The 22,840-nt window shown below is 48.7% G+C and carries 27 protein-coding genes; 4 read left to right on the top strand and 23 right to left on the bottom strand.

The annotated features are described in order from the left end of the window. The first annotated feature begins 11 nt into the window (after positions 1 to 11). Positions 12 to 518 (top strand): hypothetical protein, encoded by a 507-nt coding sequence (locus KME11_04930; GenBank protein MBW4514549.1) that lies wholly within the window; start codon positions 12 to 14, stop codon positions 516 to 518. Here the strand turns inward: KME11_04930 and KME11_04935 are convergent. The 6 genes from KME11_04935 to KME11_04960 all read right to left on the bottom strand — a co-directional run bounded on the left by KME11_04935 (position 505) and on the right by KME11_04960 (position 6,583). Beyond that, entirely contained in the window at positions 505 to 996 is a 492-nt protein-coding gene (locus tag KME11_04935; protein MBW4514550.1) for a hypothetical protein, read from the bottom strand. The two genes, KME11_04930 and KME11_04935, sit on opposite strands and share 14 nt — an antisense overlap. Before the next feature lie 81 nt (positions 997 to 1,077). Then, a complete protein-coding gene (locus KME11_04940) occupies positions 1,078 to 4,083 on the bottom strand; it encodes a hypothetical protein (protein ID MBW4514551.1) in 3,006 nt (1,001 codons plus the stop codon). 58 nt (positions 4,084 to 4,141) lie between these two features. Beyond that, the gene (locus KME11_04945; protein ID MBW4514552.1) at positions 4,142 to 4,540 is read right to left on the bottom strand and encodes a hypothetical protein; all 399 of its coding nucleotides are present in this window, start codon (positions 4,538 to 4,540) and stop codon (positions 4,142 to 4,144) included. Positions 4,541 to 4,759: 219 nt separating this feature from the next. Next, entirely contained in the window at positions 4,760 to 4,987 is a 228-nt protein-coding gene (locus KME11_04950) for a hypothetical protein (protein MBW4514553.1), read from the bottom strand. Positions 4,988 to 5,006: 19 nt separating this feature from the next. Beyond that, the gene (locus KME11_04955) at positions 5,007 to 6,068 is read right to left on the bottom strand and encodes a hypothetical protein (protein ID MBW4514554.1); all 1,062 of its coding nucleotides are present in this window, start codon (positions 6,066 to 6,068) and stop codon (positions 5,007 to 5,009) included. A gap of 5 nt (positions 6,069 to 6,073) precedes the next feature. Continuing rightward, the gene (locus KME11_04960) at positions 6,074 to 6,583 is read right to left on the bottom strand and encodes a hypothetical protein (protein ID MBW4514555.1); all 510 of its coding nucleotides are present in this window, start codon (positions 6,581 to 6,583) and stop codon (positions 6,074 to 6,076) included. Here KME11_04960 and KME11_04965 point away from each other — a divergent pair. After that, the gene (locus KME11_04965) at positions 6,582 to 7,289 is read left to right on the top strand and encodes a hypothetical protein (GenBank protein MBW4514556.1); all 708 of its coding nucleotides are present in this window, start codon (positions 6,582 to 6,584) and stop codon (positions 7,287 to 7,289) included. The two genes, KME11_04960 and KME11_04965, sit on opposite strands and share 2 nt — an antisense overlap. Here KME11_04965 and KME11_04970 read toward each other — a convergent pair whose 3' ends face one another. From KME11_04970 to KME11_05045, 16 genes are all read right to left on the bottom strand, one after another. Further along, positions 7,290 to 7,673: a hypothetical protein gene (locus tag KME11_04970; protein ID MBW4514557.1), complete on the bottom strand. Its 384-nt coding sequence runs from the start codon at positions 7,671 to 7,673 to the stop codon at positions 7,290 to 7,292. It abuts the gene before it with no gap. Continuing rightward, positions 7,673 to 8,272: an HD domain-containing protein gene (locus KME11_04975; GenBank protein ID MBW4514558.1), complete on the bottom strand. Its 600-nt coding sequence runs from the start codon at positions 8,270 to 8,272 to the stop codon at positions 7,673 to 7,675. The genes KME11_04970 and KME11_04975 overlap by 1 nt, the downstream gene beginning before the upstream one ends. A 17-nt stretch (positions 8,273 to 8,289) precedes the next feature. Then, complete coding sequence (locus KME11_04980; GenBank protein MBW4514559.1) at positions 8,290 to 8,919, bottom strand: hypothetical protein; 630 nt, start codon at positions 8,917 to 8,919, stop codon at positions 8,290 to 8,292. Between the two features lie 9 nt (positions 8,920 to 8,928). Next, positions 8,929 to 9,273 carry a hypothetical protein gene (locus KME11_04985; protein ID MBW4514560.1) on the bottom strand — a complete coding sequence of 115 codons (345 nt, stop codon included), beginning with the start codon at positions 9,271 to 9,273 and terminating at the stop codon, positions 8,929 to 8,931. A gap of 39 nt (positions 9,274 to 9,312) precedes the next feature. After that, the gene (locus tag KME11_04990; protein MBW4514561.1) at positions 9,313 to 10,377 is read right to left on the bottom strand and encodes a hypothetical protein; all 1,065 of its coding nucleotides are present in this window, start codon (positions 10,375 to 10,377) and stop codon (positions 9,313 to 9,315) included. Positions 10,378 to 10,410: 33 nt separating this feature from the next. Beyond that, on the bottom strand, positions 10,411 to 11,910 hold the full coding sequence (locus KME11_04995; protein ID MBW4514562.1) for a hypothetical protein: 1,500 nt from the start codon (positions 11,908 to 11,910) through the stop codon (positions 10,411 to 10,413). A gap of 151 nt (positions 11,911 to 12,061) precedes the next feature. Further along, entirely contained in the window at positions 12,062 to 13,291 is a 1,230-nt protein-coding gene (locus KME11_05000) for a phage portal protein (protein MBW4514563.1), read from the bottom strand. Then, the gene (locus KME11_05005; GenBank protein MBW4514564.1) at positions 13,291 to 13,563 is read right to left on the bottom strand and encodes a hypothetical protein; all 273 of its coding nucleotides are present in this window, start codon (positions 13,561 to 13,563) and stop codon (positions 13,291 to 13,293) included. The genes KME11_05000 and KME11_05005 overlap by 1 nt, the downstream gene beginning before the upstream one ends. Positions 13,564 to 13,569: 6 nt before the next feature. Next, entirely contained in the window at positions 13,570 to 13,986 is a 417-nt protein-coding gene (locus KME11_05010) for a hypothetical protein (protein ID MBW4514565.1), read from the bottom strand. After that, positions 13,986 to 15,353 carry a hypothetical protein gene (locus tag KME11_05015; protein MBW4514566.1) on the bottom strand — a complete coding sequence of 456 codons (1,368 nt, stop codon included), beginning with the start codon at positions 15,351 to 15,353 and terminating at the stop codon, positions 13,986 to 13,988. The genes KME11_05010 and KME11_05015 overlap by 1 nt, the downstream gene beginning before the upstream one ends. Continuing rightward, positions 15,353 to 15,586, bottom strand: coding sequence for a hypothetical protein (locus KME11_05020; GenBank protein ID MBW4514567.1), 234 nt, complete (start codon positions 15,584 to 15,586; stop codon positions 15,353 to 15,355). The genes KME11_05015 and KME11_05020 overlap by 1 nt, the downstream gene beginning before the upstream one ends. Before the next feature lie 6 nt (positions 15,587 to 15,592). Further along, positions 15,593 to 17,722 carry a hypothetical protein gene (locus KME11_05025; protein ID MBW4514568.1) on the bottom strand — a complete coding sequence of 710 codons (2,130 nt, stop codon included), beginning with the start codon at positions 17,720 to 17,722 and terminating at the stop codon, positions 15,593 to 15,595. 3 nt (positions 17,723 to 17,725) lie between these two features. Further along, a complete protein-coding gene (locus KME11_05030) occupies positions 17,726 to 18,145 on the bottom strand; it encodes a hypothetical protein (GenBank protein ID MBW4514569.1) in 420 nt (139 codons plus the stop codon). A gap of 35 nt (positions 18,146 to 18,180) precedes the next feature. Then, positions 18,181 to 19,356, bottom strand: a complete 1,176-nt coding sequence (locus tag KME11_05035) for a hypothetical protein (protein ID MBW4514570.1) — start codon at positions 19,354 to 19,356, stop codon at positions 18,181 to 18,183. Positions 19,357 to 19,360: 4 nt separating this feature from the next. Beyond that, positions 19,361 to 19,945, bottom strand: a complete 585-nt coding sequence (locus tag KME11_05040; GenBank protein ID MBW4514571.1) for a class I SAM-dependent methyltransferase — start codon at positions 19,943 to 19,945, stop codon at positions 19,361 to 19,363. 187 nt (positions 19,946 to 20,132) lie between these two features. Next, the gene (locus KME11_05045; GenBank protein MBW4514572.1) at positions 20,133 to 21,095 is read right to left on the bottom strand and encodes a hypothetical protein; all 963 of its coding nucleotides are present in this window, start codon (positions 21,093 to 21,095) and stop codon (positions 20,133 to 20,135) included. Between the two features lie 443 nt (positions 21,096 to 21,538). Here KME11_05045 and KME11_05050 point away from each other — a divergent pair, with 443 nt between their 5' ends. After that, the gene (locus tag KME11_05050; GenBank protein MBW4514573.1) at positions 21,539 to 22,114 is read left to right on the top strand and encodes a C39 family peptidase; all 576 of its coding nucleotides are present in this window, start codon (positions 21,539 to 21,541) and stop codon (positions 22,112 to 22,114) included. Between the two features lie 54 nt (positions 22,115 to 22,168). Here the strand turns inward: KME11_05050 and KME11_05055 are convergent, their stop codons facing one another. Next, complete coding sequence (locus tag KME11_05055) at positions 22,169 to 22,528, bottom strand: hypothetical protein (GenBank protein ID MBW4514574.1); 360 nt, start codon at positions 22,526 to 22,528, stop codon at positions 22,169 to 22,171. A 49-nt stretch (positions 22,529 to 22,577) separates the two neighbouring features. Between KME11_05055 and KME11_05060 the strand changes: the two genes are divergently transcribed. Continuing rightward, positions 22,578 to 22,754, top strand: a complete 177-nt coding sequence (locus KME11_05060) for an NblA/ycf18 family protein (GenBank protein ID MBW4514575.1) — start codon at positions 22,578 to 22,580, stop codon at positions 22,752 to 22,754. Positions 22,755 to 22,840 lie beyond the last annotated feature (86 nt).

The raw sequence follows: 22,840 nt of genomic DNA on the forward strand, positions 1-22,840 counted from the left end.
TAATTTTAGTTATGCCACTAGAGTTATCTCGCTATCCTAAGGACTGGAAAAGGTTCTCTCATAGGCTAAAGCAACAGGCAGGTTGGCAGTGCCAATGGTGCGATCGCCCCTGTCGTCAGCCCCAAGAATCCTGGTTACAGTTCAAACTGCGCGTCTGGTACGCGTATCCCTTATACCAGGCGACTAAACTCTACTGCGAAATTGACCAGAACGCCTACTATTTTTTGCTCTCGTTGGCACATTTGGATCAAGATCCTGGCAATAGTCAACCTGACAATCTACGTTGCCTTTGTCTGCTCTGCCATCTCAATTACGATCGCCAATTCTTCCACTTCAACCGCCAAACTAAACAAGAGCGCCGAGGGCAACTTAACTTCTTCAAGCCTGAACTGCTTTTTGCCCAGTCGCTAGCGGGCAAAGGTAAAGACCCCTCTCGAATTCAGCTTGCCATCCCTAAAAAAGAAACCCCATCACGGGGAGCAGCCGTGATGAGGAATTGCCAGTCTAGCCGTAAATAATGTCGTCGTAATTCACGGTAATTTTGAGCTTGGTATCGCCCTCATCCCCGTTATCGGCGTTCATATCATAGGCCGGAAATTCAATCTTGCTAGGGAAGCAACCCTTGAGCATGAGCTTGATTTCGTTTGTCCCGGTGCCCTCATGCAAGCGCTCATAATGGATGGTAACGTTTCGCTTGTAATCAGGATCAACGCCGTCATTTTTGGCTCCGTCCTTGCACTGGTTAAACCAGGTGATATAGGTATCCCGATCGGTCGCCCGTGCAAACTGACATTCCAGCGCGTAATCTCCAGCTCGAACCCGACCACCGGGAACCCGTGACTGGTCAGCCAGGTTGATCACGCCAATTTCCATAGAAATCGCGTCACGAGTCAGGGGCAAAAGCGATCCCGTTAGTGTCGCTTCTGGCAAACCAGCAACGACCATTCGCTGTTTAGCCTTGGGTAAAATGTTGTGTTCTAGCGTACCTTTCTGCATAACTGTTTACCTGTGAGTAATTTAGAAAAATTAATTAATTCTTGGATTGTTTTTTATCGCAATCCAAGAATTAACAAGTGATTAGAGCAGCGAACCTGCCAAAGAATTTCCGTACTGGCTGACGAGAATATCTGGGCTGAGGTTGATGCCTAGCTCCTCGACAATCCCGGTCGGGATATATTTCATGTAGATGTGCAATTTGCCGTTAATGATATCGACCAAGCCGATCGAGCCATCTTGAGTGACCGCGCCACGAGGCAAGCTACCTTGAATCTCAACCGCTTGCCGGAAGGTTAAATAACGGGAGAAAACACCCCGGTTATATTCCTGCTCAGCAAAGTTATTGAGGATCATAATGATTTGATCTAAACGATCGGGCTGATTCGGTCGGAAGATCTGCTCTAAAAGTTCTTTCGCTTCCAGAAACACCCGCACATAGTTAGATTGAATGCGACGGATATGAATGAACTCATACAGCGGCGACAGTGACGGCGATCGCGCCCCAAACACCACCGAGTTGCCGAACATTACTTTAATGCTCTGAATGCCCGTCATGTTCAGTAACGCTTCGTCTTGAGCCTTTAGCTCGACAGGTAGCTTAATCACCCGCGACATTTTGGCGCTCACCCCTGCAAAAGGTACGTGGTAGCCTTCCGCGATCGAGGCATAGTTAGCTTCGCCTCCAAGAATCTCCCCGGTCAGTGAAATCAGGCGATCGCCATTCCCTAAAGGAGAAGAGATAAAGCCATAGCTAGGAAACGCCACAGACAGCGAATCACTGCGCCCTAGGTACTGATTGACAAACACTTCGGCAGTCGAAGCGGACGTGTAGTTACTGGGAATCTCACCTCGGAACTCATAGGCATTTTCCACGGCGTAGGTCGTGAATGCTTTCTGCACCACAACATCAGAAATACCAGGAAGTGCCAACTTGACCAAGCCCAGATTCTTACCCCATAACGCGCCTTCAATCACGTTGTTATCCAGGTCGGCATAACGAGTGAAGTTATAGGGAATCAGCCCTGCTAGGTTGCCGTCGTAGCCCCGCTCTAAGAACTGAGGGAACGAAACCAAAAAGCGCTTGTTAACCTGCGTCATACCGAGCAAGTTATAACCCTGTCCTACTTCCATGTAGCCAGCTTTAACCGCTTTAGTCAGCGCTGGAACGTTAGATGGGAATGCAGTTTCGAGCGTAACTTGAGTATCAGTGACGACGACGCGAACCTTACGAGCGGTCTTTGAGACAGGATCATAGAGATAATCACCCTTCTTTAGAACCGATCGGAAGTTGCTATTAGTACCTGTTACAGTCACGCCAGCCGAACTGATTGTGCCTTCCAGGGTTAACGGCTCAGCCGCGCCCGTGACTCGCAAATACGATCGCGCCACTTCATAAGGGCTAGGGTATAGCAGCTTGCCAACCGTGTCCAAATGCTTGAATTCACCCACACTGTAAAGACGGCGATCGCTTAACGCAACGATGACCCCAGAGCCGTTAGAGGGGCGAACGTCTGCACCCGCGCTCGTGGTATAAGCAGAGTCCCAAACCGCATCAGCCGTAATCCAGCGCTGATAGTTCTGGCTGCCAGTTCGATAGGCAATATTGTTGCCGTCATCGTTCACCAAGGGTTCAACAAATAGTGGATCGCTGGGGTCAAGGCTGGCATCAGGCACTTGATAAACCTGCGAACCATTGAAGCGCACCGATAGGGAAAAGTGAGTGAGCGGATACTTTGTACCCTGTCCCACCTCAATGCTCAGACCTTCGTTGCCAACCTGGCTCAACTCAATCATTGCCGATAGGCTTTGCTTGGTTAGCTGCGCGTCCGTAAAGTCATGACGGAAAGGCTTTTCAAGCTTTACAGAGGTAGTTGAAACGACTTCTACAACCTTGACCGCTTCTCCCGCTCTGGCTGGATCGACGATGTAAGCACCTGCCTGTAGTTCAGCGGTAAACAGAGTATCCGTTCCCTCTACTAGCAGGTTGTCCACTTCCAGGATCGCCGCTGTTAATGCGATCGTGAAACCAGAAGCCAAAGTCAGATGAGTCGCGTCGGTAATGGCGGTCACAACTCTAGATTGGCGATCGCCGCCCACCATCGTATAGATCGCATCACCGATCGCCAGTTCATTCAAAAACTGTGTCCCAGTTCCAATCACTTCCAAGTTGTCGATCTGAAGTGTGACTGCCCCACTATCTGAAAACGCTTCAGATACTGTTGCCGTTGTATTGCTCGTAATCGAGTCCACTACACGAGCTTCCCCGTTCACGTACACGTTAGAGCCGACGACTAACTGAGTGGAGAACTGTGTCCCAACGCCTGTAATGACGCGATCGGTAACGGTGACAGTGCCGGAAACATTCTTGAACAATGCAAAGGTTGCTGTTCCAGTTAGATCGGCGTACCGCTCGTAAGAACCTGTCCCGCTTAAGGTAGTCGGACCCGATACGCCATCCGCAACTAAGGAGTATTGAGAAGCGATCGTGAACACGACCTCACCCGATACCTCGGCGGCTTCCGTGTTGGCAATCACCTGATATCGCTTGCCGCTGCCGTTGGTAAATTCGACTTCTGCACCGACAAATTCATTTGCCCAAGTGTTAGGCGCAATTAGGGTGAAAGTGGTGGCAGTCGCGTAAATAACAGGGCGATCGCCTAGCTTGTTTTTCCGTCCACCCCAGCGTCCTTCGTTGGCTGCCGTAATTCTCAAGGCATCGGCACCGAGAGCATTTTTCAGCATGATTTCAGCCTTCCGAGCATGGGGCAATTCCACTCGGATTAACCAGAGTTGACCCGCGCCGCCGCCTGTTGCATAAAAGCCCTCGATCGCGTCTGGCATCAGGTGAGAACCATCTGCAAACAGGTGCCAATTCGGATCACGAGGATCGCCGCAAACTTCCTGATAATTAGACTTAGAAGTGAATGGCAACATCACGCCCATAGGGGCACGTTTCATCACTCCGGTCATTTGGGTGCAGCCGAATTTTGGAGCACTCAGTGCATTACTTCCCGCTCGTTCAATCACACGAACGCCGGGTTGTCCTTGCCTTGCTCCAAATACGCGCACAGCTTCTTGTACTGGCATAATATTAGTCCTGGTAAAAAATCAATTGATTCTTGAAGTAACTTGATTTGGCGCTTGTTTAGGCTGCGGTTAATTGCTTGTTGCCGCTGCTCAAAACGCCCTGCTCTCGGATGAGGAGAACCCGCTCAAAGGGCGATCGCTTGCCACCTTGAAGCACAAACTCAGAGTTAGGCAGATTGTTCTCAAGCTCAACCGCATTCAGTTTGGCGTGATCCGCTGCGAGCAAGGGATCTTCCTCGTCCAGAATGATCGCGCCTTTCATTAGCGATTGCTTGTAAGGAAGCGTCCCAATGAAGATTTGACAGAGATTGATTTCATCAAAGGTAAGCGCGATAAACTGAGTGCCTAAAAAGATTTCAGATTCATCGGTGCTGCGATCGCCCGTAAAATCTTCTGGCACTGGGATTTGCAAAGGCTCTCTTCCCAGCCTTAATGCAACTTGCTGTTGTGTGGGCATGAATTCTCCTACAGATAGACAAAAGAAAGCCACACCTTGCGGCGTGGCTCTCCAAAAACTTGTGATTTGATTCAGATTACTCTGAGGATGTTGCCATTCTAGTCAGCTTTTATTGATAGTGATGTGACTGTTTCCATATTTCATGAAACTTCCGTAATTCTGCGGAGTCATCAGTCGGGGATAAAATTCTCAAAATCCCACCCTAGCCTTGTCACAAAATCATTCACTGTCGCCGGATATTCTCAGTAGTTGGGCGATCGCGTCTCTGTGCTGATCCTCTACCTGCAACCCTTCGCCAGGAAAGGTGACTCTTATCTCTACTGAGTCCCCGTCTTCAATCATGGCGATCCGAGCCTCTGCCAGCTCTTCGTCTCGCAGCCCAAGGCTTTTTTTCACAAACGACATAATGCTGTCGTCCAACTCTGCTTCTATTTTGGGGTTTTCCATTCTGCCTGAGATCCTTTTTCTATATAGTAGGGCTGATCTCTGGTGTCTCCACTCCAGTCACAATCCCGGAAACTTTAACGCGATCGCCAATCGAAAGATTAATTAATACCATGGTGAAGCTCATAGAAGGCAGTTGAGCTTCAATGATGCTCATATCTAAATCGTCTGCCCTGATGTGATTGGAAACGATTACGCCTGTATCAGTTCCATAGGTGGGAGCGTGAATCTTGTTAACCTCCGCGATTAACCCAATTAAATGCTCTGTGGCGGCTCTAGTATCTTGTAAGTTTTGACCCATAACACAGACCTCGATCGGTTGGTCGCAGATCTGCGCGTGTTGCAGTAGTTGCGCCTGGTTCGCTGGCAGCCTTAAGCTTTCGTAAGTTTCTATATTGCGATGATTGCGGCTATCCATCAGTCTCAGAATTACGCAGGGTGTTTCTTCAATTTGAAATGGCTGATTCCCTTGAGCGACAAAGGTAGGCAAATTGTATTCAAACATAATGAACGATCGCCCCCGCACGTTAACTGTCTGAATCTGTGCCACGCGATCGGGGTTAACATCAGGAATCGGGTCGCCCGTTGAACCATCTAGCCAGCGGTTAAAGTTGACGGGCTGACTAGAAAATAATTTAGGGATGCTGAATTCCATGAGATAAGCCAGCAAATTCCCCGGTGCATAGTAGCCAAATTTAAGCTCTGAGAGGGGAGGGGATGAGCGATCGCCCAATCGTTCCAACCTCAATCGAAACCGCAGCGGACTCGCCCAATTTGCCGCCAGTGTTGCCATTCCCTCTCTAATCTGTTCCGGCGTACTGAACCCGCCCAACTGCCATGAGCCAGCCTGAAAACTCCATTCCTGATTGCCCTCATCCACCAGGGCGATCGTGATACCCTCTTCCTGCGGCTTAATCTCAAAACCTGCATATTTTAGGGCTAACTTCGCTTCAAAGGGTGGCGTGGTCAGCGTCCCCATATCGCCCGTCAGTTCTAATCTGCCCTTGCTGTAGTTGTAGCCTAGCCCAGAACTTTCAGTAATTTGAGGTGGTTTGAGGGCGATCGTGTGGATGAAGAAATGCATGGGAGTCAACGCCTGAATAATTGCTTAAGTTTGATTTTTTGAACGCGATTCGTGTTCCTCAAAGACTTATCCCACACGCCTCGCCCTGGAATTCTAATAGTCGTTTTACTGGGCTTAAAATAAACTTTATACCGTCCAAACCAGCGCCGCATCCTCGGCGTAATCTGAATCGTTGCTCCAGAGTTCTGAACTTTAGTAATCATCGTCGGTCTGCCGTTAGGGATGCCCAGCAATGATTTAGAAGCGTTCCCCATTCGCTTATGTCGCACCTGAATATGCTTGCGAATGCCTGAGCCGTTGGGGTTGCCCCGCAGGGTATAAAGATGGAGGGTGAGCGATCGCAATCTCGGTGAATGCTTGCCTCTGCCCTGCGTCCTCAAATGATCCAACATATTGTTATTCATCAGCTCAGCTCCCTCCCTTGCCCATTGCTCCCCCTTATCTGGAAGGGCTTTAAGGCTTTGCAGCTTTTGATAAAGCTTGTCCCATTGCGATCGGTGTGAAAAATTGGGCATGATTCTAGAATTATTGCTCAGTATTATCAGCTTACCCATGGCAAAGAAGGAACCCGTTAATCTCGAAGTCCCAAAGAACCTGGTCTTTAGAGAACAGCTAGAAATCCGCTACGTGCTAGTAGATGATCTCATTCTGCTAGATCAGAATCCCAAGCTGCACGATATTGGCAAGCTGGTAGATTCGATCGTGGAAAATGGATTCCTTGACCCGCCCAAATGGGATACGAAGCTGAACGGCGGCGCGGGCGGCATCATTGAAGGAAACGGGCGATCGGAAGCCCTCAAATGGATGCAAGAGCAGGGTCGAGAGATTCCTAGAGGCATTGCAGTCAATGAGCAAAACCTGTGGGCGGCACCTGTTATTTTTGGTTGCGATGCCCGTTCTGAGATTGCAGCAAAACGATATGCGATCGATCACAATAATCTCGTTATGGCAGGCGGTAACTTTTCCGCCCTAGACATGAGCCGTGCCTATGATGCCGAGTCTTACATCGCCATGCTTCAAGAGCTTGATCAGCAGCAATTTTTGCCCCTAACGCTAGATGGTGAGGACTTAGAGCTTTTGCTAGGGAAGCTGGAGGGCGATCGCGCTGCTGGAAATGGTGACGACGATCTGCCTCCAAATCATGAAAATATAAATGAACCTAAATTAGGCAAAACTAATTGCACTTGTCCAAGCTGCGGTTTTGAATGGGAGAAAGATTGATCAATCCGGCAATATCACGACTTGGTGTAACACGACTGCCCCTCTACTTCTCAACCCCATTTGATACACCACAGAATACCGCTTCCCTTCATGCACCAAACGACACCCCGGCTTAAAATCCTCTAGAGGCATATCGTGAGCGGCAAGGTAGCAGATCATCTCACCTGCCTGACTGTTGCCGCCCTTAACCGCAATTTCCTGATGTCCCTTGGGTGTCACAGGTGGAACAATATATCCCCGCACCTGCCGAGCGATCGCCTCTAGCTTATCTGCCACGCCCAAATCTCGATCGCCCGGAATCAGAACGCCAGGAATCTCCAAGGTAAAAACTTGCCCCACCTCGTTAATTAAATCAATTAATTCAGCTTCAGAGAACAACGTCATTACGCCACCCGATACCTTGATTTACCCTCGCACTTGGGCGCTTCCCTAGCCTCTACAAACTTCAGAAAAATCTCAACCAATTCAGGATCATACAAACCCGTATCGCGCTCGTAACTCAAAAGATTAATGGATTCCTCAACCGTAAAACTAGACTTGTACGTCCGATCGCTCCTAAACGCTGTCCAAACATCGCACAAGCTAAACACCCGCACCATAAACGGAATGTGATCACCCCTTAGCCCATTCGGATATCCCGATCCATTCCAGCGCTCATGGTGGTACAGCGTAATTAACGAGGCGGATTCAATCTCTGGAATTTGCCGCACCATTTCATAGCCCAGCGTTACGTGGTTCCGCATCACCGCCCATTGGGATGCGCTCAGCCGACCGGGATAACGCAAAATTTCATCAGGAATAAGCAGTTTGCCAATATCATGAATATACGCGCCAATCTCTAGGGATTCTATCTGCTCCATAGATAAATCTAGATACTCCCCAAACGCGATCGCCAGATCAGCTAAATCCTTCATTTTCTCAGGCGGATTTTTTACCATCATTTGCTGGCTAATTAAAGCCAAAAACGTTGCTTTATTAATCATGGGTTTTATCTTGAGTTTTACCTTGAACCTGTTGTAAAAATTTGGGTTTTATATTGTTCTAGGGGTAGCATTAGGCGATCAAGTTCGGTGCCGCCATTATTCCCAGAAGGGCGATCGCTGCCACCCACTTTATACTTTTTCTTGAGTCCGCCCGGCAACGAGATTTCTTCTGTATCTCGCACGGGCTGACTGAGCATGGCTAAACTTCCCGCAGACAGTTCAAAGACCTTAGCCAGAATCTCGAAAGCGACATCTGTAAATATCTTTGGAACAGGCTGCAAACCCGCGTTGTAAAGGACTTTGAAACAAGTATGGGGATATTGTAAATCAATTAATCTAATATCCCCGATCGCCATTTTATCTAGTAAGGGCAGCGATCGGGGAGGCTGCCCAGGCGCGTTCTCAACACTGTTTACCGCAATGAGCGGATAATACGTCAAAAGCGCCAAAGTCGAATCGGAACTACAGACAGTTTCCGAATACTCCATTGACGCTACTCTATACCCAATCCATTCATCCATTCGGCTTTCTATCTGCTCTAAAAAGAATTCAAGCTTCTCGGTAGAAGGCATTGTTTCTTCTGTAAAAAAGCCTAACAACAATAGTCGTTTCTGTGCTTCCAACACAGACAGATAAGCCAGTGGCATTCTGATTCCTCAAGTTTTGCGCGCACTCTTCGAGATACCTGGCGATCGCTTGGATTTAGTTATCTCAGCTTCATTATCCTGCTCATTGTCCTCTTCTTCAATGTTTTTGTCATCATTTTCATCAATAGTCTCATCCTCCTCTTTGGCTGAGTTTGTACTAGCCTCTGAAGTCGGGAGAGGATTTTCAGGAAGAGAAGTCACGATGCGATCGGGTTTGACGGCGATCGCATAACCCTTGGCAATTAACCACTCCTCTTGATCTGGGGTAAAAGATTTTGAAGACAAAGGACGCATCAAAGATACGCCCCTCACCATCATTACCTGTTGCCGCCATTTACTTGTTGCAAAAATCATCGCTTAGCGCTCAGGATAAAATTCAATCAAACCGTGTCTTTAAGCTGTGTACGACCAAGCCGTACCGCGATCGCAGCGGAGATTCACTCTCCAAATGCAATCGCCCTTTGTTTTCGCCTTCAGTGTTCCGTAAGCTACTAACAAACGGGACTCAGTTAGGGGAACGTTTGAAACAAAAGTGGACACTTCAAACAACTGTGGCTCGAATGTATTTTCACCACCAAAAGGAACAACTCCATGCCATTCAAGTTGATCTTCATCTAGCAACCAAAAAGGCAGGATATCAGGATCGTCTACAGTAGCGCCAGGTTCGTCATCAATGAACGGCGACATGACGATCGGCACTAACCCGTAGGGAGTCATGAGCGCCTTCACCATCACGCCTGGGGTGAATTCCATATCTTGCAGAATCAGGCGACGATCTTCTACCTGCTTTTGAATTTGATACCAGCCACAGCCAGATGTATAGACCGCTGTAATCTTGCGATCGTAAGTGCGGTTAGTGGTAGAGCGGGTGACATATTCCACCAATTTAGAACCCACGTTATCAGGCTCAGCCCCGGTAATATCAATCAGGTAGGGAGTCCGCCCTGCAATGATTTGGTTGTAGATGCCGTTAAACTCTAGCGGGTTTGTTGTGGCATTCCCGACGAATAGCGCTCTCTCTAGATTCTTGGTAGCACTAGCAATCATATCGGCAGTATCGATCGCCACTTGATCGCCATAGGGACGACCTTGTTGTTCATACAGCGATCGCTCGTAATGCCCCCAAGCTTTGCGACCCATAATCGCCTTAACTTCTTGACCCGTATCACTCAGGTTGTTACGCACACCCGTTTGATCTAAAACCGAAGTTTCCAGAGCGTTCTTGTTGGCAAATCCGGTTGACGGCAAACCTGTACGAACAATTTCCTTCACTACGTCATCAGTCGCAGCGACTTTTTTAATGCGCGACCATAGACTGACATCGCGGTTCAGGTAGTCGGTAATTTCTGGCTGAAAGTCAGAGCGATAGGTAAAGCTCCCCCGGTTAGTCGCGGCACCCCGAATCAGGTCTTGAACCTCCTGAGCAGCAGCTTGAACATTGACAAAAGTTGCAGACATTTTAGATTTCTCCTACTGGTTAAAGCGATCGAACTAAGCCACTCCAGTGGAGGCTTTCAAGGCGTGTAATTGATCGCGCAATGCAACGCGACGGGCGAGGGATGCCGGATCACGACGGCTTTGTAGCTCCTCTAGCTGCCCTTCAAGTTTGTAGATTTGAGCCGCTTGAGGATCGATCGCCTCTCCACTAGCAGCGGCAGAAATAGCGGTGCTGAGCCGCGCAGGTTGACCGCTGGGGTTCATCATTTCCCGAACGGATTGCAGGGTGGTTTGGCGAATCATCGCCTGCATTTCTTCCCGCTGAGTTTTTGCTTTGTTCTCAGCATCAATTGATTCTTGGGCTTTAATTGCCGCATTGCGATCGTCGGTCAATTGATTAACGTTGGTTGTGAGTCGATCGATCGTTGCTTGGGACTGGGTTTGAGCCGTAACCAATGTGCCTAAAGTCTCGGTCAAAGCTGCAAGTTGCTTAGTAATCTCTTCCACGTTCTCATCTCCTAAATCGGGTAAATTTTCATCTTGAGTTGCTGCCGCGATCTGGGCGATCGCCGGAACTAACTCCGGTCTCTTTTCCGCTACAACCTGCGTATTAGAATAAGTCGCCTTATCCGCATACAAGATACAAGCGCCCAGCAACGTGAGCTTGTCGAGAACGTGAACCTCACGTCCGTCGATCGTCTCCACATGACCCGGTGCCAGAGCATTGATAGACGCTCCGAGCTTGTCCTTTTCCAAGCGAATTTGAGCAACCCGTTCGGGCTTGTTGTAGGGGAAAAGATTGGCTTTGACCCAGAACCCGCCGTTGCGAATTTGGGCGCTCAGCATCACGCCAACAATCTCTTCATCGGCGTGCTTACTTAAGGTTGGGTCAGCGTCCAAAGGTAGATAAGGAACCTGGGCGATCGCTGCCTTCGCTACTTCTGTCGAAACGTACAAAGGGCGACCGGGACCAACCGACGGGATTCCTTCAGAGGGTTGGTCTAAGTCGAACAGTTTGATTTCGATCGGGCATCGGTTGTTATTAGCAGCGGCTTCAATGAAGTCCACCCCATTGCATTTCATCTGGATAAAATCGGTTTCTGTCGAAGCCTTAATGTTCGCCTGCACCGTCATGGCGGTTTTATAGGTCGCTGCCAAATCTCTAAGAATCGTCGTCAAATCAGTGATCATGCTCTCGACTTCGGCGGGGTCGCTTTCGTCCTCACCCTCGGTCATCTCGTAGCATTCCTCAGTGAAATAGTAGGAAAACATATTGAGAGCAAGGTCAAGGCGGTTGTACCAGGTGCAGCGGCGAACGTACCGCACATAGTCCGATTCAGCGCTCAGCAAGTTGCTTTGACTGGCTTCAACTCCATCTTCATCCGTTGCTCCAGCCTCTTCTAAGAGCGATCCAATATCGTCCAAAAAAGAAGCCATAGACTTCTGAATTGCTTTAAGCTTCTTTGCGTTTTTGCCGCTTAACATTTTGCCTGCGGCGGAGACGGCAGAAGTATCTGTGTGTCCGAATCCGTTAAATGGTCTACGTTGTGGCATGGCGTTTAGTGGGGTTCTTTTGACAATAAAAAAGCCACGGATGGCTAGGCGTGGCTCAAAGGAGGGTTAAATTTTGGATACTAACGGTCGTTTTTATATTGTTGATTTATCCTACAGCAAGCATTTTGAAACGGGTTAAATTGGGTAAGAATCAAGCGATCGCCCCTGCTTTAGGCTTCCCGCCGAACTCCTTCCCTGATTCATCCTCAAGCGGATCGAACCCCAGCTTTACCCGTCCCTCATCCCGTGTGATCAATCCACTATCGTAGGTTTCCCGAATCTCCTGATTTCTTACAGCCTCCGATCGCGGCTCTCGGTAATCTCTAACAAATCTGAACCCTGGCAGGAAAAAATCAATCACCTCCCCGTCATAGCCCTCATCCATTGTTTGAGCGATCGGGATAATGGCGCGCTGAAAAGTGGTGTCCGCAGAGGCTTCACTGGTCGCGCGGTTATCGTGTTCCGTGATATTGGCATCACGGCTAGTCAGGGAAAAAGCCAACATGACGACATTCGTTAAAAACTGCGAGTATTGCAGATAAAGTTGATCATCCCCCGATGCTCCAATCTTGATCGCTGTCGCCGTCCCAACCCCGCCCATAATGGGTTTCTTCTTTTTCTGAACCACTTCCAAATCCCAGTAAGACCGGAACGCCGTTAGCTGGGTTTCGTTGACATTCCCCAAGTGTAAAAGCCATTCCTGAGCCGCCTCGCTGGTTGTCTTTTGCTGGTAGTCGGACAGTCCCAGCCAGGCATTCAAAAAGCCGTATGCAACCTCTAGAGGACTAGGGGGGACTAGCTCGTAGGAATTGACATTGTTGAGCAGCATAAAAGCATTTTCGGAAAGCAGCGATCGCGGGTTGCCGCCTAACTTGTAATCTAAGAACTTAGGCACAACGCCCTCAACGTAGGGACTCCATTTAGGGTTGATCCGAATGAATGCCGCATCACAGCTCCAGAGCCAAAAGGGGCGCTCGACCTCCCCCGGCTGGCGTTCGCAAACGGCATAGTTGAGGGTTAGCAAATCGTCAATTAATGCTGAGGTAAGCTGGCGGTAGTTGTTCAGGGTTGCCTCGGCGTTGGGGCGCTTAATGGCGCGTGTCGCGTTACTAGCCAGGGCGATCGCGGCTTCATTGGTTTTCTTGTCGGCAGGCGGCTCAATGTGCCAGGGCATCCTCAGAACGCCCTCTGTGATTTGCTTGATGGCAGAGAACGCCAAAGCGACCTTACTGAACCGTCTGAGCTGACCTGCCTGGATGCGATCGGCGTTAGAGATGGGGCGCAGTAAGCTCTTTTCCTGAGCAAACGGATAGATCGGCAGACTGGAAAGAGCCGAGTTCTGTTTGATGGGAGTGGATAGCCGCTTGTTGTTCTTTGCCATTAGTAATCGGGGTGGCGAGTGAATGTGGATGGGTTCTCAATCGTAACGACTCGCCCTGATTCTAGCCCTGTGAAAACTCGCCCGATCGCGTTTTGCTTGAGAAATGCTCTATAGCTCTTGGGGCTTGCCTTCTGGGTCATCAAAAAGTAGGGTAACGTTGTCCCATTGTAGATAACTTGTTTAACTTCACTGCGATCGAGAGCGTACCCAGCACTGGCAACCGGAGTCGGAATAGTGGATTTTAATCGTTGTTGAAGCGTGTTTAAGGACATAAAAAATCAATTGATTCCAGGAATTAATGATTTAACTTCGTAAATTGGGGTATTGGCGATCGTTAGGATAATGCCCTCTTTCTCCCTGCGATCGGGCTTCCGGCGAAAATGGATGTACGGCTGTTGGATAATCTTCATGCTGTCTTGCGAGAGTATTCCGCCCTTAACCAAGCCATCCAGAATGAACTTAGCAGCAGCAGAAGTGTTGTCCCAATCCCGCCCACTGTTCTTCACCACCCACAGAAACGAAACCCAGACCTCGCCTACAAACTTGGGTGCATTAGCCGATTCGATCGCGCAAATATTTGTCCATTGCGCCTTCATCTTTGCACCGATTGACCAATGCGATCGACAGGCTCTAATCTGTTCATTCAGCCCTGGCGGAATCGGGTACAAAATCTTAACCCACTGCGTTTGTTCCATCAGAGTGCCGCCGCTCCATCTGCTGAAACTTTGGCAACTTCAGACGTAATAAAATCCGACCATATTTTGTTCCCCTCTAATCCCGATGCTCCCACTCCAGCAACAAACTGGCTCTTGCTCTGATAGGGCGCGCCGTTCCGCAGAGCGATCGCCTGCTCTGGATTCATGCCGAATTTAACCTGCAATTCTCCGTCCTTGACCCTTTTGTCGCCCAGTAATTTATTGATTTCTTCAATCACAAAAGCCTCTCGCGCTGCCGTATCGTCAGCTTTATCCTTCAGCTTGTCGTCAAAATAGGCTTTCCATTCCGGCGGGTCTGAACCCACTCCAGAAGGTTGCTGCAACCGCATTTTCAAGCCGCACCCAGCGATCCCGTAGAGGTTCCGAGCCGTTGCACCTTTAGCAAAAATGGCGCTCTGCTCTGTAAGTTCCTGACTGGCGATCGCCGCTGTAATGGCTTCTAAATCCCCCTTTAATTGCGGCAATATCAGGGCTAAATCTTGAGGCAACCCCACAGCCACACCACCCATGATCGCGGTGGCTAGATTCGCTGCGTTTACGCCTACCCCATCTGTTTTGGTGGCAAGTTGGAGGGCGATCGCCTGCTTGAGTTTAGGTAGAATCTGAGTCAGAACCTCTTTAGGAATCAGCCCCGCTGTTGCTGCCTGAATTAAGGTGCTTGGGGATAGGGCAGATACAGCGTTAGCATCACCCATCTGATTCGCCTGCATTAGAGCAGTAATTTGCGAGTTCTCTGGCTCCGTTAAGCAATCTGCAAACACCTGTTGCGTTAAATTAATCGTGCCTTGGCGTTCCCGTTCCGCCTTTGTTAATTGCGATCGCAGTTTAGTTAACGCCGTCTCAGTCAAAGGCTTGGCAAAACGATGGTCTGAAAGCTTGCCGCCTAGCATCTTAAAACCTAGATCTACCTCTGCAAAATGAAAGCCTTTTTTGTCAGGGAATGGGTGTTCAAAATGAATTCTAAACGTGTCGCAATAAACCGGAATATTAGCGATCGCTCCTTGGTTGTACAACAGTATTGGAGCCGTCCCGGTTTCCTCATCAATTTCATGAAGCGTGGCACAATTTTCCGCCTGAGTAGAAACATCATCACTCAGGCTGTAGAACTGAAGCTTGACGCTAAACGATCGCGGGGAAACGCTTTTGAAGGTAGAACCTACCCGAATCGATCGCCCGTCTTGAGTCGTCCATTCAGAGCTTTGATCGCTGTTTACCTCGACGACAGCAACGCCCATATCTAAAGGTTGACCTTTGTAAGCCCCTGTTAGAAACGTGATGCCCACTGGGTTTAAGCTGCCTTTGGGAGCGGCTGTCGCCATGCCTGTAGAAACGGGTTCTGTTGCCACTATTGCACCTCTCGATCGCTATCAAACGGAACTCGATCGAAGCACAGGCGATCGTTACTCATTGCACCATTCCACACGCCCAAATAGGCACCAAAGCAGCCACCATAACAAGCGCGGTCACTGTACTCGCCAGCGGCTTCTAGGGAGGAAAATAAAGCGCTCTTAGCAGTGCCTTCTAGATCGTGAATTGTGACTTCAAATAGTTGACCTGGAGCAATAACTTGAGTAGGCATTGTTAGTTAATCGTTGAGAGGTTGAAAAGCGATCGCCCCTGTCCATAAAGCGCCATTAATAAAAACCCCAGTCGGGTTAATCTCAATGGTGGCTTGTTCTCCAGCGGTAATGGTAATGTTCGCCCCATCGACCAAAATCTTAGAGAGAACCTGTCCTTCTGGCGTTGTACCTTCGATTAAAATTCCCTGATTTTCATCAATTTTTAGACGGGCGTTATGCGCTCCTGTAACCGGGAAAATTAAGGGGTCTTGCTTTCCATTTTTCCCCTTCTTCCCCTTAAAACTAAAACCACCTGAACCAATTCCAAAGCTCCCCCACGGCGTACTCAGACCCGCACCCGCATCACTGGCAAACACTTGGCTCACGCCCGATGCCGATCGCAGTTCAGACATCACCGCATTCGCCACCACACGAGGCGTGGGCAGGGTGCTAGGGATAGAGTGAAAGGATTGATTTAGCGCTCCCAAAGCCTCGTCTAAGGCTGGCGTTAGCTGTTCTGAGAATTGGCTCATCACTTGCTCTAGTGCGGGTAATGAGGGCGGGTTTTCGGCAAGGCTAGCTCTAAGCTGGGGAATCTCCCTCAGCGTGGGCAACGCCCGTCCCAACGCTTGAGAGGCATTAGCGATCGCCCCTTTTGCTCTCTGTCCTAAAACGTTCGTAAATAAATCCCCAATCTCACTCTCACCCGTCACAACGCCACGCACTAATTCTGTAAATTTGGGCTTTTCTAAATGAGCCTGAATCCCTTCTGGCAGGAGCTTCCACACTTTCTCTATGCCTGCTTGCAAGTCTAAATCAGGAGTAATGGCGCGCTCCTTCGGAGATACCGCAAGGGTCGCGTCCCTCTCTACTACAGCCTGAGATAAAACCAGAGAATCAATTAATTCCTGAACCTGACTAATGGTGCCGTGCAGTTCCAATGCCGATAAATTAGCAAAGCTCTCATAACCATTAGGCAGCACTTCGCTAAGAATCATCTCAGCTTGTAAGGTAGGCTGGTGGCTTAATCCCCGCAAAGTTGCTTCTAGTTCGTCCGGTAAAATATTTAATCCTTCGGTTTTCAAAAATTCATTAATTCTAGGAAAATCAAAGTTTTCTAAAAGACTGGGTAAGTCCCTGGCTAGACTGGCGATCGCCGGATCAAGCGCTTGTTCTACCTGACTAGAGAGCAGCTTGCCAAAATCATCCACCGAGAATTCTTGCAGCTTATCTAAAACGTCCGCACCCTGCGCCGCCGCCGTTCCAACGCCCTTCTCTAACCTTTGAAGTGTGTTAGAAACTTGACTCAATTGATTGTCTAGCCCTAATTCAAAGCGCTGATTCAATTCAGAGATCAGGTTCATCCCTTCACCGAGCTTTCCCGTGATCTGCTTTGCCTGATTAATGAGTGTCCCGATCGCAGGCATTGGGGCACTCAAAACCGATTCGATCGCCGCTAAATTTAGCTCAGAGCCGAACGCTTCAGAGCGAATCACCGCTGCCCCATCCGATCCCAAAATGCTGACAGCATCCCCCGCCGATCGCTGGGTGATATCGCCCTCAGCACTCAGAACCGTACTCGCTAACGGATTTTCTATGTTCACCGTGCCGTCCGCTTGAAGATGCGATCGCGCCCCGCCCTGAGTTTGGTTAATCACATCCCCAGCGCGAGATACCTGCTGAATTACCCCGTTAGGATATCCGTCCGTCCGTTCGGCGTTAACGTCATCTTTAATGCTCATCACCTCACCGGGGGTATGCGTTCCATGTACGCCTTTTGCCCGATTAAACATGGGGTTAGGGCGATCGATTCTACTATGCAAGCAACCCAACATAAGAAGCTGTTGAGGATTGCCCAGCATTGGTAAAAGAGCAATTTGTGTACCCGCTTGCAGCAGTCGATGGGAGCCGCCCACGCCGCTATTATTAACGAAGTCTTCTAGTACCCAAACCCATCCATCCCAACCGTTAGGCAGGTTATCAGTTGCAGAAATTAGATCGCACTTTACCTTAATTCGCCCCAAGCCCTCTGGGTCAATATCATCATTTTCAATGCCTGTCAAAATGCCAGGAATCCAGCCGGGGACAGTGCCGTCTTTCCATTCCTGAGTATGGGATTCAATTAGATTGGGGCGTAGCAGGCGATCGATGCTCATTTTTTATCGCCTTGTCGTTTTATCGATAATTCTAGAATCGAAAATTACCAAAGGATCAGCATTCTCAGCAATAACTGAAAACGACTGCCACGCCATGCGATGAAAACGATCGCCAGCAAAGTTCTCAAACGGGAATCGAGATGTTGTGACGACTGGAGTTGTTTTACAGCGATCGCTCCTAAAAATAATGCGACGGGCAATATTTTTTGCCGGAATCTCATCTAGCAAAGGCAAAATCAACTCTCCATTCACACCCATCATTCGCTGACCAATCACGCGCCCAGCACTGTCCACACTGGGAAAAACGACGACGCAGGGATATTCAAATTGCGTCCGCACTGAAGTGAATGTTTTTCTCAGCCCTGCTCTGAACTCAGGCAGTAGGAGCGATCGCTCAAAATCCATCTTTTTAAGCACATCCATTTCCCTGCTAATTTCTCTTCTCCGTTTTGCTAATCTCAAGGCATCACCTCAATTTTGATACTCTGCTGAATCTCTAAAAGGTGCCAAGGCTTGATATCTAAATCCTTTAACGGCACATTCGTTTGAGCGTGTTTAAGCTGCACCAACGGCACTGCATAAATGCCCCGCACCCGTTCCAACGCCTCAGCTAGGGATTTATTGTATTCCCGATCGCCCCACACACCATGAGGGGGATTCAGGCTATCAGTAATAGCCGTTGCAGCTAGATTAAACGCTTCCACCTGAGAGATATCAGATAAGACTTTAATCTGAACTAGCCCATCGATCGGGATGATTTCAGCGGGGAATACTGCCAGCCGCTCATCCTTCATTCTGCGGGGATTAATCTCAGCCTCAACCAAAGAAACATAAGTGGAAGGGTAAACCGCGATCGCTCTTAAATCTCTAAAGAACCCGTCTACCCCAGGCATTCGCCCCCTGATCACATTCACCTTTTGCGCTCCCACTCTCAGGGCGTAGAACTGGAAATCCCTATCCGTCACACAGCGATCGCCCGTCCTCAACCAGTCGCGGGTACGATACACGGCATCAATTAATCTTTCAGAACTGCGTCCTTCTGTAATTACGCCCTCATTTGCAGCAGTGTCCACAAAAGCCAGCGATCGGGGAATCTGCGAGAACTCCCCTTGTCTGATATTCGGCAGTTTGCCAATCTGATTTAATCGGCACGGAATCAGAACGGTATTTTGATCCAATTCCATTCGAGCGCTGCTAATCGTGTAGACCGATAAGTTCGGCTGGTAGAGACTGCGAATCTCAATGTTAATCGGAATATCAACGGCAATATTCCGGGCGATCGCGTCTTGAGAACGGGTAAACCGGACATTCAACACAGAATATTCAGCGGCTCGTAACTGAGTGCCCATCATCCGCAGCCACTCCAGCAACGCAGCATCAGGAACAAGATTAAACTCGTGAGCAATTAAGCTCTGAAGATACACCAGAACGCTTGTGAGAATGGCGTGAGCGCTGCCTGGAGTTTTAGCAGAGAACGGGGAAGGCTCTCCTGTGGGCAAGGGCTGAGCCAACCTATCCATGATTGCGGCATAGATCTGATCATCGCTAAAGCCATACAACTCCGGAGAAGGAATCAGGCTTGGATCAATCTGAAGGCTCTGCTCTAGCTCGTAGTAGCGATCGTAAGTGGGCATGATGCTAACGCCATTTCCTCAACACAGCTAATCCGGTGCCAATCGGCACCTCTTCAATAAATCTAATGTCCCGATACTCTTTCAGCCATCGCTTTACAATTGCCTTTTCGTCGTCTCTCCGAAAGTCATCTAGGATAATCCAAGTATTCTGATGCATGAAGTCTTTCAACTTCTCTAGAGCCGGATATCTAGCCTGCGGCTGCGTTCTGGCAGGTGGGCTATCGATTAAAATCAGATCATAAAAACCCCGCTGTTTTGGTTGAAGTGGATCAAGGTTAAACCATCCATTAATCAAAGGGCAATGTACCAGAGAACTGCTCTCTAACTGTTTCTTAGATAGGACAGCCCTAACTTGCGTCAGCCATTTTTGACTATGTTCTAAAGAAAGGGATTTAGAAATCAGTCCCTTTTGCTTTAGAGCTTCTAAATATACTGTAGACAAGCCGGAGCCACACTCTAGGACAGAATCAATCTGATTCCCTTTAATTAATTCATTAAGCCATTCAAGGCATCTCAGGCTTAATGCCCAGTTTGTAAAATCCTTCGGCTCTAATTCAGGGAACAACTGACGGAATGATTCTATAGCCATAAAAAATCAATTAATCTATTTCCTGCTGTTTTTCTCCATCTCTTCACGTTGCTTTTGATAGGTTTCACTCAGTTTTTTTACGAAGTAATGTCGCCGCTGCATTGAGAGTCGATAAACCTCCTCAGCCGAACTGAATGGCGCTTGCTCTCCAGTAATTAGAAAAAACGTCTCATCATTGAGGCGATCGTCATCCGTTATCGGAATCAGCGAAAGTGAGAAACGAAGGGATATCGCGCCAGGGCACCTCCGCCTTATATTCAAATCCGCAATTTCTACAGCCCATGTCCATCTGCATTCCGGGGCCGAATGAGCCAAGCTTGCCCACCGCCTTCAACAGGTAATCCCGATCGCGGGCATTCAGGGCTTTAAACAAAGACTCGACTCCTAATTCAGAGATCCCAGAGCGATCGCTGTTCTGGCTTTTCCCATAGGCTTCGCTTTCAGGAATGCCGACAACGGTATGCATGAGCAGTTCATGGTTGAGCCGAAGTTTAGCCCTCTTGTCATCCTGCTTTGCCAGCCGCTTCATGTCGTACATGCGAATGGGGCGCAGAATAACGCGCTTAATCATGTCGTCAAACACCTTCGCGCCTGTTGGCAGAAACACCTCAACATGAGGACAATTCATACCCTGAGCCACTTCAATCTCGGTAGACGATAAATCTGAATACTCGCCTTCTCGGTCTTTATTGACCGTCTGACACGCAGGGCATTGACCCTGAATTTGGATCTCTTTGCCGAAGTTTTCCAACCTAAGCGAAAGCAGCATCGTGAGCGCGTCCGCGAGGTAAAAGTTCTCGAATAATGTGTTGGGTTTAACACTGGCTTGTTGGGCTACCTCCCGAACAGGAATGTCTCCAATAGTATCAATCATCCGTGCCAGAAAATGAGGCAGAATATCGGAAACCTTGTCTCTAAATCGTGTTGTCAATCCCGATAAAAACAGCTCATCTTCTCCGGTATAAGGCTTGACAGTATACGTTGTTAATTTCTCACCTTCCGGGGTAAACCAACCGATCGGAAGCTGTCCAGGAAAGGCTTTTAGTAAAACCATCTCCGTCTTAATGTCGGTATACGGGGTGGTCGGCTTCTCGTCAATTAACGCGATCGCCTCTTCAGTTGCAAATCCTTGAGCAGCGGTCTTAACCATAAAACACTCACAAGCCTCTTGTCGTTGTTTCTTAATCTTGATCAGTTTGTCGCAAATTAATGCAGGAATCGGTAAAAACTTTACGGCTAAAAGATTACAGCCTGCCGCCTCACGCTACAACGCTGATATTACCCAGAGATTGCAGAGCGAACAAACCCTGAAAACGGAATCTTAAGGATTGATCACCACCGCAGGGAAAACCAATGTCAAGCTTGATTACGATCGCCCAATCCTTTCGCAGCACTGAACCTCAGCAACAAGCGATTCAGTGGTTCCAAGATTCAACCGGGAAGCAGAAGCAGCAAGAATTCGCCCTGCAATGGCGCAATGGCGAGGACAAGGGAGCAATTAGCTTTGTCGATGCCTTTAGATGCTACAAGGCTATCGCTCATCAGAATGCTGCCCTCAAGTGGCTGGAGAGCAGCAGCCAGATAAGAACCATCATGGAACTAGAGAGGTTATGGAAAAAAATAATTGATTCTCCCAGCCAAGATATTAGGCTGAAGGTGCCTTATTTTCAGCAGGTGGACAATAAATTTGAACCGATGCGGACGTGCAACACCTCTAGCTGTGCCATGGTAGCTCGATTTTTAGGCGCGAAAATCTCCAGCGACGACGAATACTATCAGCACGTCATTAAGTATGGCGACACGACCGATCATACGGCTCAGACCTATGCACTGAAGGCGGTCGGTATTCGATCGATTTGGCGGACGGATTTAGACTTCGCGGATCTAGATGGGGCGATCGCGGCGGGTCTACCCGTAGTCATTGGCATTTTACATCGAGGGACGCTGAATGCTCCCGAAGGTGGACACATGATTGTCGTGATTGGATTAACCAGCCAGAAAGACTATATCTGCCACGATCCATTCGGCAGCCTACTGGATGCCGCTGGCGGGTATACGGGTGATGTGACTAATGGCTGTGCAGTGGTTTACCCTCGCGCTGTCCTGAATCGTCGCTGGTTGGTAGAGGGCGATCGCACGGGCTGGGGTCGCTTGTTCTCCAAGATTTAGAACAAAAAATCAATTGATTTCCCAAATCCGTCACGCTGTCGGATTTGGGTTTTTTTATGCACTGAAAACAACCCGCCGATCGCTACTCCTTAATCGCTTTGCTGTTGCCTGATCTAGCCCATGCTTGCCTGTAGCCCGATCAATCTTCTTTCGTGGGTCTTTGGCGTTCCGATCGATATTGCTGCCATCGCCAATCAGCACGCCACCCCGTAGGCGATCGCACTCTACCAATTCCATGCCCTTGTACAAGCATTCGGATTCCTCAAAAGCTCCATTTGGGCTAAGTTCTTGATACGTTAACCTGTAGCGAACCAGCGTCCATTTGCCGATTTGTGAATACCAGAGAATAGAGAATTTCTGCCCTGGTAAAAGATTGAGATTGTTCGGGGTGGTGAAGAAACGAGGGTGAAGCATATTGTCTGAATGATGGGAAACCTGATTCAAATTCTTATTTTGGAGAGCTATGGAACAGCCCGTTGCATTGTCTTTGGAACAGCAATTTAACTTGCGATCGCTTGAAGAGAAATCAAAGCATCTACCCCTAGAACAAATTCAACGGATGCTGATTGAAACGTATACTCAGATGATGCTTAACGATGCAAGGTACAAAGCTGAACTGAAAAAACAGTGGAGAATTTGAGGAAACCCGACAAAACGAATCTTGTCGGGCGCTTGTCGTTATTTTGTGAAAGGTTGCACTTCGGGTGAGTGCAAGTCAATCATATT

It is taken from the genome of Timaviella obliquedivisa GSE-PSE-MK23-08B, assembly GCA_019358855.1.
GTDB classification, from domain to species: Bacteria; Cyanobacteriota; Cyanobacteriia; order Elainellales; family Elainellaceae; genus Timaviella; species Timaviella obliquedivisa.